Raw genomic sequence first — 24,503 nt, 5'->3', positions numbered from 1 at the left:
CCCCGGCCGTTCAATTGGGCGGATCAGACGGTTTGACCTCGGCCGGAGGAATCTCTTCCTTCTTCTCCTGGATGCGGCGGCGCATCGGACGGGCTACGGGCTTGGCGCTCACCAGTTCCACATAGGTGCGCTGGATCTCCGCCGTTCGGGCCGCGTCGGCCACCAGGAAGTTGTGTTTGCCGCCGGCGCCCGGTGCAAAGCGGATCCGCCCGTCGTCGAGGACGGTGAGGGATCCGGGTGCGGAAAGAGTGAAGCCGCTTTCCGGACGGATGGAGTACAGTGCCGCCGCCAGAGTCGGCGCGGGCGCGTCGAAAGGCTGCGCGTGGTAAGCGAGGCAGGCGTCAACAATAGGATGGGTGGGCGCCCAGGCGAAATCTCTGCCCAGACTCTCGCCGGGAAACGGAAGTGCCGTCCCGACCTCGGCCCCTACGGCAACAATCGGCGTAGGCCAGGTGGCGAGCAACTGCCGGGCGGCCGCCAGGTCGGCCTTTACCTTGGGATCGGCCGGCCCCTCGGGGAACGCGCCCCAAGACAGCAGCAGCACCTTCACCTTGGCCCGGATCAGTTCCATCGAGCCCGGCAGACCCATCATCGCCACGAGATTCGTAGCCGGGCCCGCCAGCAGCACCAGGCAGTTTTCATCGTTCTGCGCCGTGAGGGCGTTGCGGATGAGCGCCGCCGGATCGGCTGTCTCGTTCAGTTTGGCGAGGGCGCGCGGATACAGGGGTTCGCCCTGCTCGTTCTTTTTGTCCAGCACTGCCCGCAGAACAGGAGTGTCCTGTCCAAGCTTGCCGTTGTCGGCCATGCCGATGGCGGGCACCGGCCGCTGAAACCCGGCAAAGACTCCGGAAGTGGGCCGCGGAGGAGGAGGGCCCATCAGGAATTTCGTCAGCGTTTCGGCAAACATGGCTGACCGCAAGGACGACTTCGTAGTGCTGGTGGAGACCACGCGTGTCTCGCTCTTACCTTCCAATGCGTAGAGCAGCGCCAGTGCCAGAACATCGTCAATACCATCGCCCAGGGCGGAATCGAATACGACCCCGATGGGCGGCTTCGCTAGACCAGAGAACTGCATAACGGCTCTAGGAGAGTTCAGCCAGGCTCAACTGCCCGGTGGCGTCGCCGAAGTGCTCCATGTGGACGCCCATCCGCTCCATCAAGGCCAGGTGCATGTTGCACATGGGCGTTTCGCGGCGGAAGACCACGCGGCGGCCCGGCTTGATGGTGTTGCCGCCCTTGCCGATGAGGATCGTCGGCAGATCCTCGTGCAGGTGCCGGTTGCCATCCGACAGGCCCGCGCCATAGACCAGCATCATGTTGTCCAGCAGGCTGCCCGTGGACTCCTTCGTCGTCTTCAACTTCTCCACCCAGCCGGCCATCTGCGCCACGTGATAGGTATTGATCCGCACCACCTTTTCGATGAGGTCGGGCTTGTTCATGTGGTGGGTGCAGGGGTGGTGGCCGTCCGCGATATCGAGCTCCCGATAGGGCCGCGACGTGCCTTCCCTCGTCATGAGGAACGTCACCACGCGAGTCAGGTCGGCCTGGAACGCGATGGTGATCATGTCGGTCATCAGCTTGAAATGCTCAGAGAAGTCGGCCGGCACGCCGTAGGGTTTCTCCATCTTGGGATCGATCTGGGCATTGCTCTTCTCGGCCCGGTCGATCTGCCGTTCCACTTCCCGGATGGAAGTCAGATACTCGTCCAGCTTACGGTTGTCCGAAGGGCCGAGGGTGGACTTGAGCTTGCCGGTCTCGGAATTCACGAAGTCCAGGATGCTGCGGCGGTAGTCGGCCTGCCGCGCCTTGGCTTCGGGGCTACGCACGGCGCCGTTCCCGAACAGGCGTTCAAACATGGCGCGGGGATCGAGCAGCGGCGGCAGCGGCTGGGTCTCGCTCTTCCAAGCCAGGTTGTTCGTATACGCGCAGGAGTAACCAGAGTCGCAGTCGCCGGCCTGGCGCGCGTCTTCCATGCCCACTTCCAGCGACGGGAACCGTGTCTGCTCGCCCAGGTGTTTGGCCACGATCTGGTCGCACGAGACGCCGGCCTTGATGTCGACCATCGTCTTCTTCACCTGGATACCGGTGAGGTAGGAACCAGAGCAGCGCCCGTGGTCGCCCGCGCCATCCAGCAGCGCGCGGCCAGTGTTGTGCGTCAGGTTGCCCAGCATCAGGATGTCGTCGCGGTGCGGCTCCATCGCCTTGAGAATCCGCGGCAGCTCGCCCAACTGGCCCTCATAGGAAGGATTCCAGTGGTTCATGATGATGCCGTTCGGCACGTAAGCAAACGCCAGGCGCAGCGGAGTCTTGGCGACCGCGGCCTGCGCCGGAGTAGCCATCGCCGGCAGCATGGCATCCAGGAAGGGCAGCCCCACCGCGGCGCCCATGCCGCGCAGGATCGTTCTTCTCGGAAGGGCTTTCCGCGTGATCTTCATCTCTGGGCAACCTCCTTGGGTTTCGCCTGCTTGTCGCTGCTCACCAGTTCACCGCGCCGCATCTGGAACGGCATGCTCTTCACCACTTCAAAGATCGCCGTCTGGAAGGGATATCCGTCCGCCGCCAGCTTCTTGCCGATCTCGTCGATCACCCGCCGGTCCGGCGTCGCCATGCCGCGCCCCAGCCCGTAGATCATCAGCTTCTCGATGACGCAGCGCGCGAATTGCGGCAACTGCGATTTCAGAACCGCACGCATCTCAGCCGGAGTGGTGAACGACTGCCCGTTCGGCAGGATCCCGCTGGAATCCACGGGGAACTTGCCGTCCATCGTCCGCCATTTGCCGATGCCGTCGTAGTTCTCCAGGCCGAAGCCGAGCGGATCCATCTTGGAATGGCACGAGGCGCAGACTGCGTTTGAGCGGTGCTTCTCCATCTGCTGGCGCAACGACAGCGACGTGCCGACAGCCGCTTCGTCCAGCGGCGGAACATCCGGCGGAGGCGGCGGCGGAGGAGCGCCGAGGATCTCCTGCAGAACGTACTTGCCGCGGATCACCACGGACGTCCGTGTGGGGTAGCTGGAAACGGTGAGGACGCTCGCCTGGCTCAGGATGCCGCCGCGCTGGTCGCTGGTCAATTCCACCCGGCGGAACTCGGGCCCGGTCACACCCTGAATCCCGTAGTGCTTCGCCAGCCGTTCGTTCAGGAACGTGTATTTGGCGTCCAGGAAGTCGGCCATCGGACGGTTCTGCCGCAACACGTGGTCGAAGAACAGGCTGGTCTCCATGCGCATGGCATCGCGCAGTTCGGGATTCCAGTCCGGAAACTTCTGCGGATCGGGCTTCACGACATCCAGGTTCCGGATCTCCAGCCACTGCGCCGCGAAACTGTCCGCCAATGCAGCGGAGCGCGGGTCGGCCAGCAGGCGCTTCACCTGCGCATCCAGCACACCCGGGGCTTTCAACTTGCCGGATTCCCCCAATGCCAGCAGCTCGTCATCCGGCATGGAACTCCACAGAAAGTAACTGAGCCGGGAAGCGAGTTCGACACCCGAAACCGGGTGCACCGCACCGGGGTCGGTCGGGTTGGGATCCCGCTCGATGTGGAACAGGAAGTTCGGCGACACCAGGATGGCCTGCAGGACCAGCTGAATGCCCTGCTCCGTCGACTGCCCGTGCTCCTTCGCCAGGGCGACGAACTTCAGCAGCGACGCCACTTCGGCCCGGGTGACCGGCCGGCGGTAGGCGCGGCGCGCCAGGTTCGTCACGATCCTGTCCACACAGGCAGGCCCCGATTTCGGGTCGCAGATCAGCACCTTCGCCCGGCTGGCCGGAGGATTGGCGGGCTTGAACGGGCCAATGAACAGCATCCCGTCCAGGTACTTATTCGACTTCCGCTTGTAGATCTCCTTCGGTCCGAGATCCTTCACGAAATCGTCGTTGAGGAACCCAGCGCGGAAGACATGGTCGCCCTCGGGCAGGAACAGCCGCATCTCCTCTTCGGAGTAAGGGTCGAAGTAGACCAGGCCCGACGGCTTCGTTTCGATCAGCTTTGTCGCCAGCAGCTTCCCGTCCATCCAGAATGCGAGTTGGACCGGCTTGGCATCCTTCGGCCGTTCGCCCGGCAGGGCAAACCGCACGGTGTAATCGCCGTCGAACTCCACCCGGTGCGTAGCTTCGATGGTGCTGGGATCCACACGCCGGATGCGCTTGTCCTTATTCGCGTAGTCCACCTGGATGGGTTTGGGCAGCGGATCGGCCGCCAGCGCGCGGGACGCAATGCGCTCCGCCGCGGCCAGGTACTTCTCCATCAGCACAGGGGAGATGGTCAGAATGTCCCCGATATTGTCGAACCCCTCGCCGGAATCATCGGTGGGGAAGTCCTTCTGCGCCCGAAACTCCAGGCCCAGCAGGTCGCGGATCGTGTTCGAGTATTCAGTACGGTTCAGGCGGTGCGCCACCACGCGGCCGGGATCCGGCTTGGCGTTGCGGTCGATCCGGTCCACCTCGCCCTGGACGTAGTGCACCAGCGAATCGATCGCCACCTGGGATTTCGGCATCCCCTTGGGCGGCATCTCGCCGTTGCGCAGCTTCATCAGGATGCGGTCCCAGCCATCGCGCTGGGTAGAGACCGTAGAGGGATTCAGGAAGTGATCAGCATCGAAACCGCCCGAGGCCATCTGGCTGTTGTGGCAGGGCGCGCAGGTCTTCGTCAGCACCGGCGCAACGGTCTTCTCAAAGCTGGGCGCTGTGGCGGCAGCCGGTGCGACGGACTTTTTCGCAGGCACGGGCATCTGCTGCGCAGTGAGCAGGCCGGCGACAGAGACGGCAATAGCCAGACGACGAGTGGTGATACGCATACCCCCTCTGGTAGGCGGATTACATCCTTGACAAGTTACTACGGATACGGTTGCGGGGCATGATAATCTTGACACGCGAGTAATTCAAATTCAATCGCCAACCCGCCTCTATGCACCGAACACCTGTCTTTGTTTTCTCCCTCCTCGTAGCGGGGATTCCCGGAACCGCCTGGGCGCAAGGCAACACGCCCGCTGCGAATCAGCCGCCGAACCCCGATATCTACTACCATCTGGGCCCCGATTCCCTGCCCCAGGACGGCGTACCCAAGGGTGAAATCCGCGGCCCGTTCACCCTGCCCAGCGAAGCGTATCCAGGCACGCAGCATACTTACTGGGTGTACGTGCCGGCGCAATACGACCCGGCGGTCCCGGCCAGTTTGATGGTGTTCAACGATGGACAAGCGTTCATGAACGCTGAGGGGGATGCACGTGCACAAAATGTCATGGACAATTTGATATTTCGTCGTGAAATACCGGTAATGCTCGGCGTGTTCATCAATCCGGGCCGCCGTCCCGATCAACCGGAGCCCAACGCCAAGGAGTGGGGCGATCGCACCACCAACCGTCCGACGGAATACAACACGCTGGATGACAAATATGCGCGCGTGATCGTCGACGAACTCTTGCCCGTGCTGAACAAGACCTACAACATCTCGAAGGACCCCGAGCAGCGCGGCATCGGCGGAGCCAGTTCCGGCGCCATCGCCGCCTTCACCGTCGCCTGGGAGCGCCCCAACGAATTCCACAAGGTCCTCAGCGTCGTCGGCAGCTTCGTCAACCTGCGCGGCGGCCACATCTACCCGGACCTGATCCTCAAGGCGGACAAGAAGCCCATCCGCATCTTCCTGCAGGACGGCCGGAACGACAACCGCGGCCTGCGCCAGGACGGCACCTACGACGAGAAGCGCGACTGGTTCTACCAGAACGTCCGCATGATGAAGGCCCTGACCGCGAAGGGGTATGACGTGAACTACACCTGGGGCATCAACCGGCACGGGCAGAAGATGGGCGGCCCCATCCTGCCGGAGATGATGCGCTGGTTGTGGCGGGACCAGCCGGTCTCGACGGACGTCCACGACTCAGTGGAACGCTCGGTCCGCGAACCGAAGAAGCCGTCCACGCCCGCGAACTGAGCCGCCTTTCGTATTGTGTTCGGTGCCGGGAAGGTGTAGTCATCAAGTACTCGGAGGAGTACGCCTATGTCGCTGGAGCACCTGGATACGCTCATCGCCTTCGCCACCGTGATGTTGGGCGTCAGCCTGCTCATCACGACCTTCACCCAGATGGTCTCGGCCTTCCTCGGCTTGCGCGGCACCAACCTGAGGTGGGGCCTCAAGGCGCTGATCGAGAACATCTACCCGGATTCGAAGCAGCACGCTCACGACATCGCCGAGGCCGTGCTGCGGCACCCGCTGATCTCCGACTCGTCCCTGTCCATCATCCGCCGCAAGGTGCCGCTGCTGCAGCGCTGGCAACTGGCCAACCACGTCACAGTGGCCGAATTCGTCCGGATCCTGGAGCGCATCACCGTCCAGACCAAGGCCGGGGATCTCAAAACCGCAATGCACAACATCGTGCAGCACGCCCAACCGGCCGCGGGCAGCGCACCGGTTCCGGTCCAAGGCGTAGCCGAGGAATTCCAGTTCTGGTTTGAAACTGCCATGGGCCGCACCTCGCAGCGCTTCCGGCTGCACATGCGTGTCTGGACCATTCTCTTCGCGGTGGCGCTCTGCCTGGCGCTGCACCTCGACAGCCTGCAACTCTATACGCAGCTCTCCTCCGACGCGGAATTGCGGGCCGGGCTGGTAGCCGCCTCGTCCACCCTCAGCGCCAAGGCACAGCAACCGGCGCAGGCGACCGACGAGAAGGCCGCGCTGGAGACTCTGGCGCAACAGGCCCGGGAGATCAAATCGAGCCTGGATGCGACCCGGCTGAACCTGATCCCGTCTCCCTATCCCAACCCGTGGTACTCCACCTATGAGGGTCGCCGCCATCTGCTGGGCGTGCTGTTCACCATCGCCCTCCTGAGTCTCGGAGCGCCGTTCTGGTACAACATACTGAAGTCGCTCAGCAGCCTGAAACCGCTTCTGGCCAGCAAAGGGGACAACCCAGGCACCACCGCCGGCTGAGACGCGGCCTACTCGTACCGCAGCGCTTCAATCGGATTGATCCGCGCCGCCTTCATGGCGGGATAGATTCCGAAGACCACACCCACCACCACCGACACACCAAACGCAATGATCACCGAGGCGCTGGTGACGATGGTCTTCCACTCAGCGAACTTCGCAATGGAATGCGACAGTCCGAACCCGAAGGCGATCCCCAGCAGCCCACCGCCTACCGAAATCAGCACCGACTCCATCAGGAACTGCCGCACGATGTCCACTCGCCGCGCGCCGGTGGCCCGCCGGATGCCGATCTCGCGCGTGCGCTCCAGCACGGTCGCCAGCACGATATTCATGATCCCGATGCCGCCCACCAGCAGGGAGATCGCGGCGATCGCCACCATTACATAGGTGAAGATCCGCTGCGTCTGCTGCTGTTGCGCCAGCAGCGCTGCTGGAATGGTCACTGTGAAGTCCTGCGTATTGTGGTGCGTCGAGTTCAAAATCGCGTTCACAATCTTCGACGAATCGATGCTGTCCGCGCCCGGCTTCAGCCGGATGTCGATGCCGTCCAGGTCGTCGCGCATGTTGCTGGTGCGGTCCCAATAGCGGTATTGAAACGTGTTCAGCGGGATGTAGACAACGTTGTTGACGTCGTGTGCACCCGCGCCGCCAGCCTGCGACGCCGCCACCCGTTCTCCAATCACGCCCACCACTTCCAGCCACGTGTCATTCACTTTGACGAACTGGCCCACAGCCTTGCCATATCCCAGCAGGCTCACCTTGGCCTTCTCGCCCAGGACGCACACAGCCGCACTCTGCTCGTCGTGGTTGGTGGAAAAGAACTTGCCCTCCATCAGTTTCAGGCTATGGATGGGCGCATAGGCCGCGCGCACCCCGTACAGCTCGGGCACGTCGCCGGAAGGCTTGGGCACCACGCGCTGCGGATGCAGCGTCCGCCTCGGCGACAGGGTCTCCAGCGACTCCAGGTTCGTCTCCACAATCCGCACATCGCGTTCCGTCAAACCCGGCGAGTTGCGCCGCCGCTGCTGGAACTCTTCCGCGCTCATGGCCGGCCGCGATTCGATGAGGATATTGCGCACACCCAGTTGCTCGATGAAGCGCAGCGACTCCTCTTTCGCGCCCTCCCCAATGGCCAGCATGCCGATCACCGAGCCCACCCCGAACACAATGCCCAGCGCCGTCAGGAACGTGCGCGTCTTCTGTGCCCGCAGGTTCGAGAACGAGACGGCGATATCGGAGAATATGCGAGGGATTCTCATGAGCCCTTCAACGCTTTCAATGCCCCGCTGGCCGAGCCTTCGCCCTTCTTCTTCTGCATCGATTCCGGACTGGCCATCGCCACCACCTGGCCTTCGCTCAGTCCCGTAATCACCACGCGGCTCTCGCTGCGCTGCACCAGCTTCACATCCTTCGGCGAAAAGCTCGGGCCCGACTGCAGGTAAACAAACGTCCGCCCGTCGCTCTCGAACAGCGCCTGCGACGGCAGCCACAGCGCATCCTTGATGGTGTCCGTGGTCACCGTGATGCGCGCGCTCATGCCCGGCCGCAGCTCGGACACCGGATCGTCCAGCGCGAATACGCACTCAAACCGCCGCTCCCACGGCGACCCATTCGTCCCGCCGATGCTCTTGATGTGGGCCTTGAACTTCTTCTTCGACAGCGCCACCACGCTGACCTCCGCGGTCTGCCCGGCCGCCAGATGCCCCCGGTCCAGCTCCGCGATCTGGGCCCGCACCTCCCAGGAGGCGAGATCGGGGATCTGCGCCACCGCCATCCCGGCGCGCGCCGTATCGCCCAGCTTGAACGCCGGCAACTGCATCCCCCAGAACATGAAGTTGCCATTCGTATTCTGCTGCACGTTCACATAGCCGCTGGACTTCGCCGTCAGCTTCATCGAGTCGATGTTCTTCCGGGCCGTCTGCGCCTTCACCTGCGCCTTGTTCCGCGCCGCTTCCTGGATCATGATCGCCGCACGCGAAGAGGCGCCGCGATTCGCAATGTCCTGCTCCAGTTGCCTCAGCTTGTCCCGCGCGGCCTCCACGGCCAGCGTATTCTGCCGCGCCAGGATCGAAGCCAGCAGCGGGTTCTTCCTGGCCTCCAGCTCCGCTACCTTCAGGTCCGACTTCGCCTGCAACAGCAAGGCCCGCGTCTCTTCTTCCTTGGCCGCGGTTTCGGCTTCAGCCTGCGCCACCTGCTGCTCGGCTTCCGCCAGGTCTGCTTCCGCTTCGGCCAGGGCGAACTCCTGCTCCGTCGTATCAAACTCAACGACGGTATCGCCCTTCTTCACCAGTTCCCCGGGCTCCCGCAAATAGGTAATGATCAGCTCACGCGCCCCGGTCATCGGCGCCACCATCATCTCGGAATTGCTGCCCTGCAACTCACCGCGCGCACTGACCGTGAATTGGACCTCGCCACGCTTCACACTCGTGCTGGGCAGGTTCAGCGGCGCCGCGGAGGCAGCAGCGGAGTCCGGCTTCGACCATGCCGGCCAGTTCGACGCCGCGCCGCTCGTCACCGCAATCAGAACACCCAGGGCCGGCACCGTCATGACAGCTCCGGTCAACCACGCCGATCGCTTCACTTCTTGGCCTCTTTCTTACCGCCCGCGGCCGGGCTCGTCTCGTCCGCCTCCGGCTCCACCAGCGTGACCTCTGAGCCGGCGGCCAGCCCCTTCAGTGCGACTTCATCCGGGTTGCGCGCCAACACTTCCACCTGGTGTGGCCGGTAGCCTCCCGCCGAGGCCAGGTACACAATCGGCTTGCCGTCTTTCGTGAACACCGCCTTGGCCGGCACGCTGATCGCGTCCTTCAAACGGTTGACGATCACATCCATCGACCCGTTCATTTCGGGCCGCAGTCGTGTGTCCGCGCTGTCCAGCTTGGCGTATGCCCGGAAGCTATAGCTCGGCGGCCACTCAAACGACACCTGCGCCATGGTCGACATCTCGGCCAGCTTGCCCGGCAGCGTCAACTCTGGCAGGGAGTCCAGCCGGATCTTCACGTCGTTGCCAGCCTCAATCCGGCCGCGGTCGATCTCTTCCACCTTGCCTTCCATCTCGAGCGTTCCCAGATCGGGAATCACCGCGATGGTGGCCCCCGGCCAGGCCTGGTCGCCCACCTTGAACGGCTTGGCGTTCATCCAGCCCTGCGAGTAGTTCGGCTGGCACACGATCACACCGCTCAGCGGCGACCGCACTTCCATCTTCGACAACCGGCTCTTCGTCAGGTCGACCTCGTACTGCGCCTGCTCCAGCACGCGCGTCAACGAGGAAGTCTTCGATTTGGCGGAAGCTTCGTGCAGCCCCACCGTCGCCTTCTGCGCGTTCTCCTGCTGCTGCGCGGATTCCAGATTCACCTTGGCCGTCTCGGCATCCAGGACGCTCAACAGCTCCTGCCGGCTCACTTCCAGCTTCGCCTTCTCCACCGCATACTTCGCGGCCGACAGTGCCAGGCGGTCCGCCTCGGCCGTGATGCGCGCTTCGGCCACAGCCTGGTCCAGGGTCGCCTGAGCCTGGCGTTGCGCCGCTTCCTTCTCCTGCAATTGCTGCTTCGCGCTGCTCTGATCGAAGCGGATGACGACGTCGCCTTCCTTCACCAGCGAGTTCTGCGCGGCCAGCCACACGATGCGCAGATCCGGCACATTCTGCGGAGCCGTGATCGACACCGAACGGCGCGACCGCAATTCCCCACGGCAGCGCGTAATCACCAGGAACTCGCCCTTGCGCACCTGCGCGGTTGGCAGCGCCGTGGCCGCCCGTACTTCCCGCAGGCGCAGCACCGCCACCACGGCAGCCGCACTGAACAGCAGCGCGCCGGCCCACTTCAAGACGCTCTTCAGTTTCATGGATTCGTTCCTGGTTTGCGGCCCGTAATCACTACCGCCGCCGAAAGATCCGGCAGCAAATGCGCGTCGCTCTTCTCGATGAGAAACCGTGCGGTGAAGCGCTTGATGGGACTGCCCAAGTCCGCTGTCGCCACGGGACTCGCCGTCAGGAACCGCGCCGGGAACACCATGTCGGGATACGCGTCCAGCCGCACATACGCCCGCGCCCCGGCGCCCAGCACCGCCCCATCCGGCTCGCCCACCGACGTGTGGACTTCCATCTCCGTGGGATCGAACAACCGCACCAGCGGCTGTCCCGGATACACCTGGTCGCCTTCCTGCGCCGGTCCGCGGGAGTCCCCTCGCCAGATCGCTTCCAGTGCGACCATCCCCGCATGCGGAGCCTTAATCGCTAATTTGTTTACATTTGTTTCAGCGCGTTTTAGCGAAACAGCCTGGCGATCCCGCTTCAATTCCAAAATGCGCACTGCCGCCACATCCGCCTTGGCCTTGAACTCATGCGACTTCTTCAACGACTCGATCTTCAGTACCGCCGCCGCCGCCTTTTCCTCGTTCTTGGCCCGCTCAATATTGCTCAATGTCTCGTTCCGGCGCAGTTGGATCTGCGCCTTGGCCAGGTCCGCCGACGCCTGCTGCTTTTCCGAAGCACGCGTCTCGGCGTTCGCGCGGTTCTCCGCCTGCTTCTGCGCGATCTGGTGATTCAGGTCGTCCAGCTTCGCCTGCGCCTCCCGCGCGTTGTCCAGTTGCTGTGTCTGGTCGAACTCCGCCAGTACATCGCCGGCCTCGACCTTACTCCCGCTGGCAATGATCTTCGTCACCGTCAGCCGGCTCGACTGTCCGGTTAACCCGGCAATCTGCGGCACCTGTACCGTGAACTCACGCACCGCCTTGACCTTACCGGTGGCGCGGATCTCACCCGGCGCATTCGCTGTTTCGGTTGGAATGGTGGAAGATGCCGCCGCGGCCACGGTCGGGGCTACCGTTTGCCTGCTGCACGCGGCCAAAAATAGGGAGGCGGCTAGTGCCGTCAGAATTCGAAACATCTGGACCTGTGCTCTCTCGTTAGACGCCGTGACGGATAAAAGTGTTGACCGGTTTCGTGAATTATTTGTATTTACTTCGCCAGTTGCCCGCGGTTACTAAACAAGCGCGAGGCTTGCAGCCGGCAGGACCAGATGATACCCATATCCAGACAGGACGCCAAATCGCAATCTCTGTGAGACGCCCACTATGAACTTGCACCGTTCCGTCCGCATCCTCGCCGCCGCCTTGGTCGCCCTCTGTGCCTCGGCCGCGGACTCGAAACCGCCCGCCGGCCAGTGGGCCGCCAACTTCAACATCCCGCTCTGGGAAGACGGCAAAGTCCCGCTCGCCCTCGGCACCGCCCCGCTCGACAAACCGCTCCTCACCGTCTTCCTGCCACCGCCCGGGAAAGCCAACGGCGCGGCCGTCGTCGTCGCGCCGGGTGGAGCAAACATCATGCTCATGTACGGCGCCGAAGGGCTGGAGATCGCCGAACGCTTCAACGAGTGGGGCTACGCCGCGTTCGTCCTCACTTACCGCCTTTCACCCCGCTACAACGACGCGGCCCGCATCGCTGACGCCCATCGCGCCGTCCAACTCATTCGAGCCCGTGCCGCCGAGTGGAAACTCGACCCCCGCCGCATCGGCTTCGCCGGCTTCTCCGCCGGCTCCATGCTGGGCCGCATCATGGCCGCCGCCGCCGGTCCCGGCAAGCCGGACTCCCCGGATCCCATCGCGCGCCAGGGCAGCCGCCCCGATTTCCTCGTCCTCGTCTACGGACCCGGCCGCGCCACGCCCGGCGAACAACTGAAAGACTTCCCGCCCACTTATCTCACCGCCGCGGCGGCCGACCGCATGGCCGCCGACGCCTCCGCCCAACTCTTCATCGACCTCAACAAGGCCGGAGCCGTGGCCGAACTCCATCTCTATCAGAAAGGCCGCCATGGCTTTGGCGCCGCTTATCGCAGCCCCGAGTTCTCGCTCTGGATGGACTCGCTCCGCCACTTCCTGAAACAGGGCGGCTTCGAACAGGAGGTTCACTGATCATGCGCAGGCTACGCTTGCTCGGCGGCTTGGCCCTGGCCGCGGCACTGGTGTTGCTCGCCAGTTCGGCGACACCGCCCGCCACTGTCAACGACGGCTACGACGACTTCCTCCTCGTCCCGGCCGGCAACTTCTCCATGGGTGACAACTTCGGCGACGGCGAAGCACGAGAGCGCCCAGTCCATGTGGTCTATCTGGATTCCTTCTACATCGGCAAACTGGAAGTGACCAACGCCGATTGGACCCGCTTCCGCAACGATCCCGGCTATGACGACCCCAAACACTGGCCGGGCGGCCTGGTTGTTCCCAGGGATCAGGTCCCCTTCTGGACGCAGGTCCAGAATCACGGCGGCGGCACTCCGGACAGCGGCAGCTACCCGGTGATTGGAGTGAATTGGGATTCCGCCACGGCCTACTGCCACTGGCTCAGCGAGAAAACAGGCCGCAAATACCGGCTCCCCACCGAAGCCGAATGGGAAAAGGCCGCCCGTGGAACCCGTCAGAGCCGCTACCCCTGGGGCAACGACATCAGCCGCGACCGCGCCAACTACGTCGGAGCCCAGAAGTACGATACCGTCCAGCCGGCCGGCTTCTTCGACGGCAGCCTGCGCGGCGCCCTCAAGACGCAAAGCAACGCGTCTCCTTACGGAGCCTTGGACATGGCCGGCAATGTCATGGAATGGTGCAGCGACTGGTATGGCCGCACCTACTATTCGGAATCGCCCCGCCGCAATCCCAAGGGACCGGAAAGCGGAGCTTACCGCGTGGTCCGTGGCGGCTCGTTTTTTGTGGAAGCGCCGGACCTGCACTCCTATGCCCGGTCCGCCGCCTGGCCGTCATTCCAGGCCCACCGCATGATCGGCTTCCGCGCCGTACGCGAGCCTTAAGCTATCAGGCCTTCTTCAGCTTATGCAGCAGCGGCAGGATCGTCTCCGGCGTCGGAGTGTGCTTCTCCAGGTAATCCATCCCGTCCACCGTGATCTGCAGGTTGCTCTTGTCGTCTGAGATGATCAGGTTGCGCTGCTTCAGATACCAGATACAGAAGAACATTTCATCGGTAGTGATGGCCGCCGTCCGCTCCACTTCACGCACCGAGACGCCAGGCACACCCGGCCGCAGGCGCCGCCGGTCGTATAGCAGGCACAGGATCGCCATCCGCCGCGCATTCTCCCCCTGGATCGCGTGGAAGAACTCGTCGCTGTTGAACTCAGGGTTGTCCAGCACCTGCCCCTGCGGCAGGCTCGCTTCAAATGCCTTGCGGCGTTCGGGATCGGACAACACCTCGTACGCCGAGTTCACCGCATTGAACTTCTCCTGGTCCCGCGTCTCTCGATTCGAAGGATGGTACTTCGCCGCCAGCTTGCTGTAAGCCTGGAAAACATCTTCCGCCGTGGACTTCCGCTGGACCCCCAGCACCATGTAGTGATCCTGGAATTTCACGGGCGTTTGAGTGCTCATCAATACAGCTATCGGAAGCTTTCCTCGAGGACTACATGGGGCCGGTGGCGCAATCGCTCCCGCGAGCGCTCCTATGGGGTCTTGGACTCGTCCAGCCAGTAGCGCGGACCAGCGCCCCGCAACCCCGCACGATCGCCCGGATTGGCAAACCGGCAGTGATCGAACGAGAGGCAGCCGCAGCCGATACACCGCGTCATTCCCTCGCGCAGGGTCCGCAGCTCCGCAATGCGCTCGTCGATACGCTGCGTCCAGGTGCTGGAGAGCTCAGCCCAGTCCGCACGCTCCGGCACGCGGTTGTTGGGCAGCTTCGCCAGCTCCCGGCCCACCTCGTCCAGCGTCAGCCCCACCTTCTGCGCAAATACGATGAAAGCGACCCGGCGCAAGGTCGCCTGCAGATACCGCCGGTGGCCCGATGGGTTGCGCTCCGCCTGGATCAGGCCCAGGTCTTCGTAATACCGCAAGGCCGAGGCCGCCACCCCGCTCCGCTTCGCCAAATCTCCAATCGTCAGCACTGGCTTCTTTTCCTCTTGACTTCAAGTGTACTTGAACTTCTACGCTGGCTTCACATGCCTACACAAGTCACACCTTCTCCCCTCCGCCCCAACCTCATGCGGCCGGAGTGCGGCGTTGTTGTTGTCAGCGAATGGAGCGTCGGTTCACCAGAGCGCCAGGCCGCCGCCATCGGCGCCTTCGCCGAGGCGTGGAGCGCCGGCCCTTCGCCGACCGGACTTCTCACCTGTAACTTATTGAAGAACAACGACGGCCGCGGCATCGTCGCGTATGGACAGTGGATCGCCGAACAGCACTATTTCGACGCCATCGAGAGCCACATCCGGCCCCGTCTCGACCTCGTCGATCTCGCCGTGCCCGGCATCCTCCGCAACCCTCCGGTGTTCTATCACCTCCAACGCAGCCGCATTCGCGATACCGCCGCCTACCCCGGCTGCGTCGTCCTCGTCACCTTCGAATTCGAGAATCCCGACCAGGAGAGGCAGAAGCAGTTTGTCCGCACCGTGTTCCAGACCGTCGACGCCATGTCGGAACACCCCGCCGGCGCCCTGGGCGGCCACTTCCACGTCAGCACCGACGGCTTGCGCGTTCTGAATTACGCTGAGTGGGCGAGCGCCGAAGACCACCGCCAGGCGATCGAGGGAACAGGTCCCGGAAAGATCGGTTCCGGTCCGGGTTGGCAGGCGGTTCGCGCCTTCCCCGGCCTCAAAACCTCGAGCTTTCAACGTTATTCGCTCGGCCTCAACCTCGCAGCCGGCCGGGGATGACGACCATGCCGGACAACCCGCTTCACCTCGCTATCATCGTCGGCAGCACCCGCCAGGGCCGCTTCGCCCCAACCGTCGCCCAATGGTTCGCCACCCAGGCCGCCCAGCGGGACGGCCTGACCATCGATGTGATCGACCTGGTGGAGGCCCAGTTGCCAGAAGTCCTTTCCGATCAGCGGACCCCAGCCGTGGCGGCGGTCTCCGCCCGGCTCTCGCGGGCCGACGCATTCGTCGTGATTACCCCGGAATACAACCACAGCTTCCCTGCCCCGCTGAAAACGCTCATCGACTGGCACTCCCAGGAATGGCATGCCAAGCCTATCGGCTTCGTTTCCTACGGCGGCGTCTCCGGCGGCCTGCGCGCGGTCGAGCAACTCCGCCAGATCTTCGTCGAGGTTCACGCCATGACTGTGCGCGACAGCGTCAGTTTCGCCGGGGTTTGGACCCAATTCGGCTCGGACGGCCAGCCTACGAATCCCAGCCACTCCAATCGCAACGCCACAAAAATGCTGAATCAGCTCGTGTGGTGGGGCCACGCCCTGCGGGACGCAAAGTCCAAGCGGCCTTACGCCGCATCATCTGCTCCGATCTCGTCGGATTCTACTTGATCAATGTATTAGTTAAATAGTACACTGAACCAGCCTATCGAGGCGGACCTATGACTCGCAGGTCCTTCTGCACGCTGGTTCCCGCCGTTCTCACGGCCGCGGCCGCGCCCGCACCGGTCATCGTGCCGGTCTCCCTGGTCCTCGACAGCAAGGCCACACTCACCCCGGAGGTAAAACAACACTTCTGGTCCACCTTGTGGCCGCAGGCGGTACAGGACTTTTCGGCGGCCGGCGTCCAACTCAACTGCCGGAACGTCACTGGCGAAGTGCTCAGGCCCCCGGGCCGCCAGCCGGTCGTCTCCGGCCTGGATCCCGCCACCCTGAATATCGTCCTCACCGGCACCATCCCCATGGAATGGGACAGCGGCCGCTCCCTCAGCGGCGTCACCCTGCGCTACCGGGGCCAACACCTCTGCATGATCTCCCTCTACCGGGCGCACGGCCACCTGATTCCGCTGGTCTCCATGAACACCTGTGTCCACGAGATCCTGCACGCCCTCATGCTGGATATCTTCGAGCGCAACCCGCAAGGTGTCGCAGGAGCCGGCCGTGAGCTCCGCATCGAGTACCTGGCCACCCGGTTGTGGCTGCTGCGCGATGCCGCGCAAATCCGCGAGTCGGCCCGCAGCTACGTGCGCAAACTGCAGTCTGATGCCGCGTTGTGGACTGCTGCGCCAGCCCTTGACAAATAAAATTGTCAATGCTTCAATGGCCTCATGCTCGACGTGGCCGTCATCGACGATCCCGCCGCTGCCGCCGTGGCCCTGGGCCCGGTTCGCAGCCGCCTGCTGGCTGAACTGGCCGAACCGGCGTCCGCCGCGACCTTGGCCCACCGCATGGGCATCGCCCGCCAGAAGATCAACTACCACCTGCACGCCCTGGAAGCCCACAACCTGATCGAGGTCGCCGACAAGCGGCAGTGGGGCGGCCTGACGGAACGCCGCATGGTAGCGACGGCCTCCAGCTATGTCGTATCCCCAGCGGCCATGGGCCCGGTGGCCGCCGATCCCGCCCGCTCGGCCGACCGGCTCTCCGCTTCTTATCTCATTGCCCTCGCCGCCCGCGCCATCCGCGAGGTCAGCGCCCTGCTGCGCCGCTCGCAGGAAGTCGACAAGCGGCTCCCCAGCCTCTCCGTGGACACCGAGATCCACTTCTCCTCCGCCAACGACCGCGCGAACTTCACCCGCGAACTCACCGCCTGCGTCGCGGACCTGGCCGCCCGCTATCACGCTCCCACCGCGCCGGGAGCACGCCCCCACCGGTTGGTGATCCTGGCCCACCCCTTACCCGTCGAGCCACCCGCGTCGAAGCCGTCCTGACACCCCCACCCACAACGAGATTCAGTAGTTCCAGATGTAGAATCCCCACTCCATAGGAGACCTCATGAGCGTGAAGAAAGACCCCTCCGGACGCCGCTATGTGCAGGCGGAAGTAGAAGTTCCGGGCTCAGTAGAAGAAGTCTGGGCCGCCATCGCCACAGGGCCCGGAGTATCGTCCTGGTTTGTGCCCTGCGAAGGCTCAGGTGAGGTGGGCAGCACCGTCACCGCCCACTTCGGACCCGGCATGGATTCCGTGGCCACGGTCACAGCCTGGGACCCTCCGCATCGCTTCGCAGCCGAAAGCGGAGACCTCGGCCCCAATGCACCCTCGCTGGCCACCGAATGGTCAGTCGAAGCCAAAGCCGGTGGCACCTGCATCGTACGGGTCGTCCATAGCCTGTTTGCCGACAGCGACGACTGGGACAACCAGCTCAACAGCGTCGAGTCCGGCTGGCCGGCGTTCTTCCGCATTCTGAAGCTGTACATGACCCACTTCCGCGGTGAGCAGGGCACCATGTTCCGCGCCATGGGCATGGCCAGCGAGCCGGCCGACGCGGTGTGGACCAAGGTGGCGGGCGGTCTCGGTCTGACCGGTGCGGCCCCCGGCGACCGTCGCAGCGCGCCCCCGGAAGCTCCAGCCCTGGCGGGTGTACTGGAAGAGACCGCGGGCGGAGGCCACCCGCACCAGGTGCTGCTGCGCCTGGACCAGCCCGCGCCGGGCATCGCCCACCTCTTCACCATGCCCATGGGCGGCATGGTGGTGGTTTGCCTCAGCATGTACCTCTACGGCGAAGCTTCACCGGCTTTGGCCGCGGCCAACGAACCGCTCTGGCAACAGTGGCTGGCGGGGCTCTTTCCGCCGCCCAGCGGCAGCCCGATGTGCTGAGCGCGGCTGGCGCTCCACGCGCCGTGCTTTTTCCTCCAATGGCCGGCAATCACGCGGTCAAGCCAGGATAATCCGTACGCCTTTGTCGCCAGCGAAAAGGGGGGATTCCGATCGTCGAATCTCCCCTTTTTCACGACGGAAGGAATAGGATAAGTGCATGGTCGCCTCGCGCTTCGGGCTTTCGCGTGCTTATCTTGCCTTAATATTCCTGACCGCAGCGGTATTCGGCCAGACGCCGCCCATGGTGGCTGGATTCTTCCCCGCCGACGGCTCCGCCAAGGTCCCGCTCAACGCGCGGATCACCATCGCCCTCAACTACTCAAACGGGATGCGTACGGACGCGGTGCTGTTGCGGAATGGCGCCATAATGGCCGGGAAGACTGAGTACTTCGACCAGTGGGCTGTGTACACGCCTGCCGCGCAATTGGAGGCGAACACCGCTTACGAAATCCGGCTCGCCAATATCCTGACAGGGCAGACCTTTGCAGCGAAATTCACAACCGGTGCGGGGCCGGATCTCATCTCACCGCAACTGGCATCGTCTGAACCCGCGGACGGTCAGGATGCGGCGCATCTAACCCACCCGCTCAGGCTGCACTTCAGTAAGTTCCTGAACCCCGCCTCCCTGCAGAATGCCAAATTCCAACTATGGGACCTCACCAGCGGCTACAGCACGGATGTCACGGGCACGCTGATGAACGATGCCACCACCGTTCAGTTGAACACACAGTATGGGCTCACCCTGGGGCGCGCCTACCGCATCTACCTGCCCGAGAGCCCCATCCTCGATTGGACAGGCCAGGCGCTGCCAAAACGTGGGCCCATCACATTTACGACCTTCGCCCAGCCGCCAAAGGGAGGCCCCGTGCTCACCGGCTCAGCTCCGTTCGACGGAGAGACCGCCGTCCCCACGAACTCCGCCATCATCCTGGTGTTCGATCGCCCCCTCGCCCGGAAGTCCCCGACGGAGTTCTTCGAGTTGAAAACCGGCGCCACGGTTCTGCCGGTGCAGGCGGAACGTGTCGGGGATCGGGCTATTGCGCTGAAACCTTCTCTCCTACTCTCGAGTAACAAAGACTACACCCTGGGCATTTCGGGGGTCACCGATATTTATGGCGGCGCAATGGAGGCAGACCATGCCATCCATTTCCAAACCCAACTGCTGCCCGATTCCACCACGCTCAACGTCCGCACCCAGGCGGACGTCCTGCCTTTGAACGGGACCCCCGTGATCTCGTTTACCAAGCCGTTGGATGCCGTGACCTTGTCCCTGGGGACCGTGGGCCTGAATTGGAACTCCTCGACGGCGCCGGTGCAGTACAGACTCTCCGAAGACCGCCGCTCGATTTTCCTGATCCCGGAGCAGCCGTTCCTGCCGGGTAACTACACGATCTCAATCGGGATTCCCTACGAGCGGTTTGGGAAGATTCCGCTGGGCTTTTCATACAACTTCACGCTCACCGGGACAGTCGATTCGACGCCCGCCCAGATGCTCGCCGTGTCCCCGCCGGATGGTTCCAGCGAGGTGCCGGCTACCGTCCTCATTGAGGTCTGGTTCGACAAGTATTTGGACAACGTCAACCCCGCCCTGGAGGGCCTCCGGTTGAGCAGCGACGCGGGTCCCGTCGCCGGCGACTGGTCGTTCGTCAAGGCCAACGGACAAGCCGGGCTGCAGTTCCGGCCAAAGAACGCGCTCTCTCCGTCGACCACCTTTCACCTCGAAATCAGCGGCCTGGCCGACCTGACGGGCCGCGCCGTGCCTCCGGTCTCCACAACGTTCACGACCGGGGCGGCGAATCCGTCCGACTCGTTCCGCATGTTGACCGTCACTCCAGCCAACAAGGCAATAGTGACCGACCCGCTCACGCCGATCCGCATTACCTTCAACCGCGCTGCCAGTCCCGTCGTACCGGCGAGACCATTTTTCAGCCTGGTGTCCCGCGGCAATGTGGGCGAATTCACACCACCCCCCGGCAAGCTGGAAGTGCAGGGCCCGGACATCACCTTCACGCCCCTCGCACCGTGGCCGCCCGGAGAGTATTTCGTGGATGGCTCCCTGGCGACCGACCTCTCAGGATCTCGCCCACTCCGGCTCGCCTCCACGTTCACCATTTCACCGGCCTCGCCAACCGTTCCGGACAGGACCCGGGTGATTCAGGTTTCACCTGAGGATGGAGGCATGGCCGATTCCGTCCAGCCCGTGGTGCTCCTGACATTCTCAAACCCCGTAATCAGATCGACGGCCACGACTAGCAATATCGTGGCGATCGGCCGGGGAGCCGGAGTCGTCAGCGTACAGCTGATCACGCCAACCCTGGCCATGGTGGTGCTGAACGGCGAACCCGGATCCATGGTCACGCTGTTCGTGACGGAAGGCGTCCTGGACTTCGGCTATCAGCCGGTGGTGCCCTTCCGGACCACCATCCAGTTGGGACCCAGGCACAGAGCAGCCGCCAAAGTGGTGCAGATCCGCCCCAACAGCCCTGAAGGTGCTTTGGGCACCACAACCAGCCTGGGGCTGGTGTTTGATGCGCCGGCCGATCGCGCCTCGGTGGAAGCCAGCGCGCTGATCACCGCCAATGGCCAGTTCGTGACCGGGCGGTTCGAGTGGACCGCGGATTCGCGCGGCGTCACTTTTCTGGCCGACACTCCGTACCCTGCCGGCGCCAGGATATACGCAGAGTGGGGCGGCACCTCGTTCCAGAGATACGTGCGGCAGGCTCCCCCAAACGGCGAGGTGGCTTCGAGCCTGATCGGCTCATTCCCGAGCCTGCCTACCGATGGAGTGGTGGACCTGCAACCGGCGCAGGACGTGCCCGATGCGCTGCTGGCCTCGGCTGTGTGCACCTGGAGCGAAGGGAATGCGCCCACCCCCAGCCCATGTACGGCGTCGCGAATCCGGCCGGGCGTCATCCGGCTTCGACCTGGCAGCCCGATGAAGCCATCCGGCTTCTATGTTGTGATCTTCTCGGCCGGCGGGATCAACTGGAGCAGCTTTGTCACGGCCCAGCCCGCGGCTTCCTCCCCTGATCCGCATCTCCTGGGCGGCACGCCGGTGGCCCAGCCGGAAGGTGTTCCCTTGAATGCGACGCTGAGCGTCGTATTCTCGGCGCCCGTCAACAGCTTGTCCATCGAGAATGGAGTCAAGCTGAGCGAGGGCGGCAGGGATGTACCGGTGCAGGCTTTTCGGGCGGGCGATCAGGGCATCCGGGTGGCTCCCTTGACATTCCTGAGAGCGGACAACGAATACACGGTCTCGGTGAGCGGCGTGGAAGACCAGGCCGGCCATACAATACCTCTTCAAAGCTGGACGTTCACAACGGGCCAGGCCGTGGATACGACACCCATCGACATTGTGCGAATGGAACCGCCCACGGGCGGCGGCGCCCCGGATAGCCTCATCTCCCTGGCCTTCAACAAACAGGTCGCGGCCGACACAGCACTCAGAACGGCCTACCTGTTCCCCGGGATTCTCAGCTTCAGCGAGGACCGCCGGTCGTTCACCCTGACGCCGAACAAGCCCCACTTTATGGGGACCAGCTACGACCTCTATATCTCGAACCTCCAGGACACCGCCGAGAATGCGATCTCCGACGCTTCCGCCCGTGCCTACAGCCCAAGTGTGGGATTTGGCTATGCGCGGCCGGGCGGCGCGCCCGCTGTGGTGTCCTCAACGCCCCGCAGTGGCCTGGAGGGGGTACCTCTCAACGCCAGAATCCAGGTGAAGTTCGACCGGCGTGTGCTGCTCGCCCAGGCCACCTCCACCCTGACCGAGGATGGCGGCGCGCTGCGCACATCGCTCCAGATTGAACGCGATGGACAGACCGTAACCCTGGTGCCGGAACGTCTGCCCCGGGCAGGCACGCTGTGCGAGGTTCGTCTCACCAACGTCACTTCGGCCGACGGCACGGCGCCTGCGGCGGACTACGCCTGGTCTTTCCGCATGGGCGCCGACCTCGACCTCAGCAACCCGACCTACCGGTTCCTCCCCGTGGACGGCTCCACGGTGCCGGCGGACACAGTGCTTCGGATCCGGTTCAACGAGAGAATCAACCCGGTCCTGGTGGATCCCGACCATGTTTTGCTAAATACCGCGGAAGGCTTCCCGATAGCGGCCAACCTCAGCCTGGAGGATGACGACAGGACTGTAGTCGTTCGCCCCGAAAGTCCCCTGGCGCCTGCGAAGTCCTACCGTCTGGGGGTTTTCGGGTTGACGGACCTGGCGGGAGGACCGGCCGGGGTCTCCGGTTCCGGGCTTTCCGCAACCTCGTTCTATATCGGTGAGAGCGGGCCCCTGCCCGTTCTCCGGGCTGTGAATCCGCCGGATGGCAGCACCTCTGTTGCGGCGAATGTGGTCGTACAAGCCTACTTCGATGGGCCGGTCGACCTTCCGTTGGGCGACGCCAACTTCCGGTTGCGGCTCGGCGATCAGCCGGTTCCTGGCAAAATTGGCTATCAGTCAGGCAAGATGTTCCTCCTTACACCGTCCCGCCCCTTGAGCCCGGGTTCCGTCTACACCATGGAACTCAAGGGCATCACAGGCATGGATGGGAGGGTGTTGCCGGATTACACCGCCACCTTCACAGTCCAGCAGGGCGGAGCGTATGCCGTCTATCCTCGAATCACGTCCTCGACGCCTGCCCCGAATGCCACCGGCGTCCCCGTCGATTCCAAGGTAATCCTGAACTTCGCCAGCCCCGCGAACCCGGCATGGGTCAGCAACGCCGGCATTGTGGAGGCAAACGGCTACCGCGTGCCTGGCTCGTGGAGCGTGGAAGGAGCCACCGCAACCTTCCAGCCAACCTTCGGCTTCCCACCCCAAAGCAGCGTGATGGTCGGCAAGTCCTTGGGCTCATTCTCCAGCGGGATGGCGCTGAGCGACTTCCTGTTCTTCACCACCGGTGACGCCGCCAATGGGCCGGGCTCTGAACTGGAGGCCGCCTTCCCTGCGAATGACAGCCTGGTCCCTGCGCTGACCACGCATGTGGTGGTGCGCTTCACCCGGCCTGTCATCACCCCCGCTGGCGTCCCACCCATCAGCCTAGTCGCCGGCTCAACCGCGATCAGCGGGTCGTTCTCCATGGCGGAAGACGGACGGACACTGGCCGCGGACATCGATCTGCCCGGGGACCGCCAGATCACCTTGGTGTTGAGCTCGCAGTTGAAAGACCTCGCCGGGAATCCGGTCAAAGGCGGACCCGTGACCTTCCGCACCATGACCGCGGACGAGTCCGCCCGGCCCTCCGTCAGGAAAGTCACGCCCGCCAACTGGGCCCCGAATGTGCCCTTGTCTACACCTGTGGTGGTGGAGTTTAACCACGCCATGGATCCGGCCTCCGTGGCGCAGGCCTTGTTTGTGGCCGATTCCGGCACCCTGCTCGCGGGCCATGTCGAGAACGACGAAGCGGCGCGCCAATTCCAATTCACGCCCGACTCGCCGTTCCTGCCAGGCACGCGAATCGAGGTCGCCGTCGAGGATACGGCTCACGACCGGAACGGCTGGTACGCTTCCCTGTTCACGTCGGTCTTCTACACGGAGTCGCCCGACCAGCCGGCGGCCCTGGTCTCCTACTTTGCCTCCAGTGAGGCCCTGGACCTGAAGTTCAGCCAACCGGTGACGGCGGGCTCTTCGGCGATCACATTGCGCCATGGTCAACAGGCGGTGCCGGTCCGGGTGGAACAGGGCGGACCCGACTGGCTGCGCCTGATTCCGGAACAGACACTGATCCCGGGCGAGACGTATCTGGTCAACGCCGGGCAGGACCAGGCAGCAGCCGTCACCATTGAGGAACGCATGGATGGCGGTAGGTTGGCCACGGAGTCCGTGGTCCGCGACGACGACGGCATCGTGGTCCGGTTCAACCAACCGGTGAACCCGGTCACCTTCGACCGCCAGCGGATCCGCCTGCGGCGGCCTGATGGTTCCAGTGCCCCGTTTCACATCTGGACCGGTTCAGACAGGCAGAGCTTGAGGTTGATCCCTGCCTCCAGCGAAGGCAGCCTGGACCTGGAACTGGAGGCGATCGAATCGGCACCCCGCCGGCGGTTGGAGTTTCAGCGTACGCGCGGTCTCGCCGGGCGCGGCGCCTTCCGGCCAGCCAGGTAGGCTGACGGCGAAGGCGCT

General features: G+C 64.0%; 19 protein-coding genes. 10 read left to right on the top strand and 9 right to left on the bottom strand.

The window, feature by feature from the left end; genetic code table 11:
• Positions 1 to 10: 10 nt before the first annotated feature.
• From ACR9Y2_RS17265 to ACR9Y2_RS17255, 3 genes are read right to left on the bottom strand one after another with little or no spacing between them, the layout of a single operon-like run.
• Positions 11 to 1,075: a hypothetical protein gene (locus ACR9Y2_RS17265; RefSeq protein WP_435042724.1), complete on the bottom strand. Its 1,065-nt coding sequence runs from the start codon at positions 1,073 to 1,075 to the stop codon at positions 11 to 13.
• A 7-nt stretch (positions 1,076 to 1,082) separates the two neighbouring features.
• A complete protein-coding gene (locus ACR9Y2_RS17260; RefSeq protein WP_435042722.1) occupies positions 1,083 to 2,435 on the bottom strand; it encodes a DUF1552 domain-containing protein in 1,353 nt (450 codons plus the stop codon).
• Positions 2,432 to 4,792 (bottom strand): DUF1592 domain-containing protein, encoded by a 2,361-nt coding sequence (locus tag ACR9Y2_RS17255; RefSeq protein ID WP_435042720.1) that lies wholly within the window; start codon positions 4,790 to 4,792, stop codon positions 2,432 to 2,434. The genes ACR9Y2_RS17260 and ACR9Y2_RS17255 overlap by 4 nt, the downstream gene beginning before the upstream one ends.
• A 110-nt stretch (positions 4,793 to 4,902) precedes the next feature.
• On the opposite strand from ACR9Y2_RS17255, the gene ACR9Y2_RS17250 reads away from it, so the two are divergent.
• Complete coding sequence (locus ACR9Y2_RS17250) at positions 4,903 to 5,925, top strand: alpha/beta hydrolase (protein WP_435042719.1); 1,023 nt, start codon at positions 4,903 to 4,905, stop codon at positions 5,923 to 5,925.
• A 66-nt stretch (positions 5,926 to 5,991) separates the two neighbouring features.
• Positions 5,992 to 6,921, top strand: coding sequence for a hypothetical protein (locus tag ACR9Y2_RS17245; protein WP_435042717.1), 930 nt, complete (start codon positions 5,992 to 5,994; stop codon positions 6,919 to 6,921).
• A gap of 8 nt (positions 6,922 to 6,929) precedes the next feature.
• Here the strand turns inward: ACR9Y2_RS17245 and ACR9Y2_RS17240 are convergent, their stop codons facing one another.
• From ACR9Y2_RS17240 to ACR9Y2_RS17225, 4 genes are read right to left on the bottom strand one after another with little or no spacing between them, the layout of a single operon-like run.
• On the bottom strand, positions 6,930 to 8,180 hold the full coding sequence (locus ACR9Y2_RS17240; RefSeq protein WP_435042716.1) for an ABC transporter permease: 1,251 nt from the start codon (positions 8,178 to 8,180) through the stop codon (positions 6,930 to 6,932).
• Positions 8,177 to 9,502, bottom strand: a complete 1,326-nt coding sequence (locus tag ACR9Y2_RS17235; protein WP_435042714.1) for an efflux RND transporter periplasmic adaptor subunit — start codon at positions 9,500 to 9,502, stop codon at positions 8,177 to 8,179. Before ACR9Y2_RS17235 ends, ACR9Y2_RS17240 begins: the two co-directional genes overlap by 4 nt.
• Complete coding sequence (locus ACR9Y2_RS17230; protein ID WP_435042712.1) at positions 9,499 to 10,764, bottom strand: efflux RND transporter periplasmic adaptor subunit; 1,266 nt, start codon at positions 10,762 to 10,764, stop codon at positions 9,499 to 9,501. The genes ACR9Y2_RS17235 and ACR9Y2_RS17230 overlap by 4 nt, the downstream gene beginning before the upstream one ends.
• On the bottom strand, positions 10,761 to 11,807 hold the full coding sequence (locus tag ACR9Y2_RS17225) for an HlyD family secretion protein (protein ID WP_435042711.1): 1,047 nt from the start codon (positions 11,805 to 11,807) through the stop codon (positions 10,761 to 10,763). The genes ACR9Y2_RS17230 and ACR9Y2_RS17225 overlap by 4 nt, the downstream gene beginning before the upstream one ends.
• Before the next feature lie 187 nt (positions 11,808 to 11,994).
• Between ACR9Y2_RS17225 and ACR9Y2_RS17220 the strand changes: the two genes are divergently transcribed.
• Both ACR9Y2_RS17220 and ACR9Y2_RS17215 read left to right on the top strand, forming a co-directional pair.
• A complete protein-coding gene (locus tag ACR9Y2_RS17220; protein ID WP_435042709.1) occupies positions 11,995 to 12,831 on the top strand; it encodes an alpha/beta hydrolase in 837 nt (278 codons plus the stop codon).
• A 2-nt stretch (positions 12,832 to 12,833) separates the two neighbouring features.
• Complete coding sequence (locus ACR9Y2_RS17215) at positions 12,834 to 13,718, top strand: formylglycine-generating enzyme family protein (RefSeq protein WP_435042707.1); 885 nt, start codon at positions 12,834 to 12,836, stop codon at positions 13,716 to 13,718.
• 4 nt (positions 13,719 to 13,722) lie between these two features.
• On the opposite strand, the gene ACR9Y2_RS17210 is transcribed toward ACR9Y2_RS17215, so the two are convergent.
• A complete protein-coding gene (locus ACR9Y2_RS17210; RefSeq protein WP_435042705.1) occupies positions 13,723 to 14,289 on the bottom strand; it encodes a DnaJ domain-containing protein in 567 nt (188 codons plus the stop codon).
• Positions 14,290 to 14,360: 71 nt separating this feature from the next.
• Positions 14,361 to 14,801 carry a redox-sensitive transcriptional activator SoxR gene (gene soxR / locus ACR9Y2_RS17205; protein ID WP_435042703.1) on the bottom strand — a complete coding sequence of 147 codons (441 nt, stop codon included), beginning with the start codon at positions 14,799 to 14,801 and terminating at the stop codon, positions 14,361 to 14,363.
• Positions 14,802 to 14,855: 54 nt separating this feature from the next.
• On the opposite strand from soxR, the gene ACR9Y2_RS17200 reads away from it, so the two are divergent.
• The 6 genes from ACR9Y2_RS17200 (at position 14,856) to ACR9Y2_RS17175 (ending at position 24,485) form a co-directional block, all read left to right on the top strand.
• Positions 14,856 to 15,566: an antibiotic biosynthesis monooxygenase family protein gene (locus tag ACR9Y2_RS17200; protein ID WP_435042702.1), complete on the top strand. Its 711-nt coding sequence runs from the start codon at positions 14,856 to 14,858 to the stop codon at positions 15,564 to 15,566.
• 5 nt (positions 15,567 to 15,571) lie between these two features.
• A complete protein-coding gene (locus ACR9Y2_RS17195; protein ID WP_435042701.1) occupies positions 15,572 to 16,174 on the top strand; it encodes an NADPH-dependent FMN reductase in 603 nt (200 codons plus the stop codon).
• A gap of 50 nt (positions 16,175 to 16,224) precedes the next feature.
• A complete protein-coding gene (locus ACR9Y2_RS17190; RefSeq protein WP_435042699.1) occupies positions 16,225 to 16,866 on the top strand; it encodes a hypothetical protein in 642 nt (213 codons plus the stop codon).
• Between the two features lie 24 nt (positions 16,867 to 16,890).
• On the top strand, positions 16,891 to 17,493 hold the full coding sequence (locus ACR9Y2_RS17185) for an ArsR/SmtB family transcription factor (protein WP_435042698.1): 603 nt from the start codon (positions 16,891 to 16,893) through the stop codon (positions 17,491 to 17,493).
• A 64-nt stretch (positions 17,494 to 17,557) separates the two neighbouring features.
• The gene (locus ACR9Y2_RS17180) at positions 17,558 to 18,379 is read left to right on the top strand and encodes an SRPBCC family protein (RefSeq protein ID WP_435042696.1); all 822 of its coding nucleotides are present in this window, start codon (positions 17,558 to 17,560) and stop codon (positions 18,377 to 18,379) included.
• A 157-nt stretch (positions 18,380 to 18,536) separates the two neighbouring features.
• Positions 18,537 to 24,485, top strand: a complete 5,949-nt coding sequence (locus tag ACR9Y2_RS17175; protein ID WP_435042694.1) for an Ig-like domain-containing protein — start codon at positions 18,537 to 18,539, stop codon at positions 24,483 to 24,485.
• The last annotated feature ends 18 nt before the right edge of the window (positions 24,486 to 24,503 follow it).

It is taken from the genome of Paludibaculum fermentans (genome assembly GCF_051172195.1).
In the GTDB taxonomy this organism is placed as follows: Bacteria; Acidobacteriota; Terriglobia; order Bryobacterales; family Bryobacteraceae; genus Paludibaculum; species Paludibaculum fermentans_A.
This window is presented reverse-complemented; position numbering and strand designations above follow the sequence as displayed.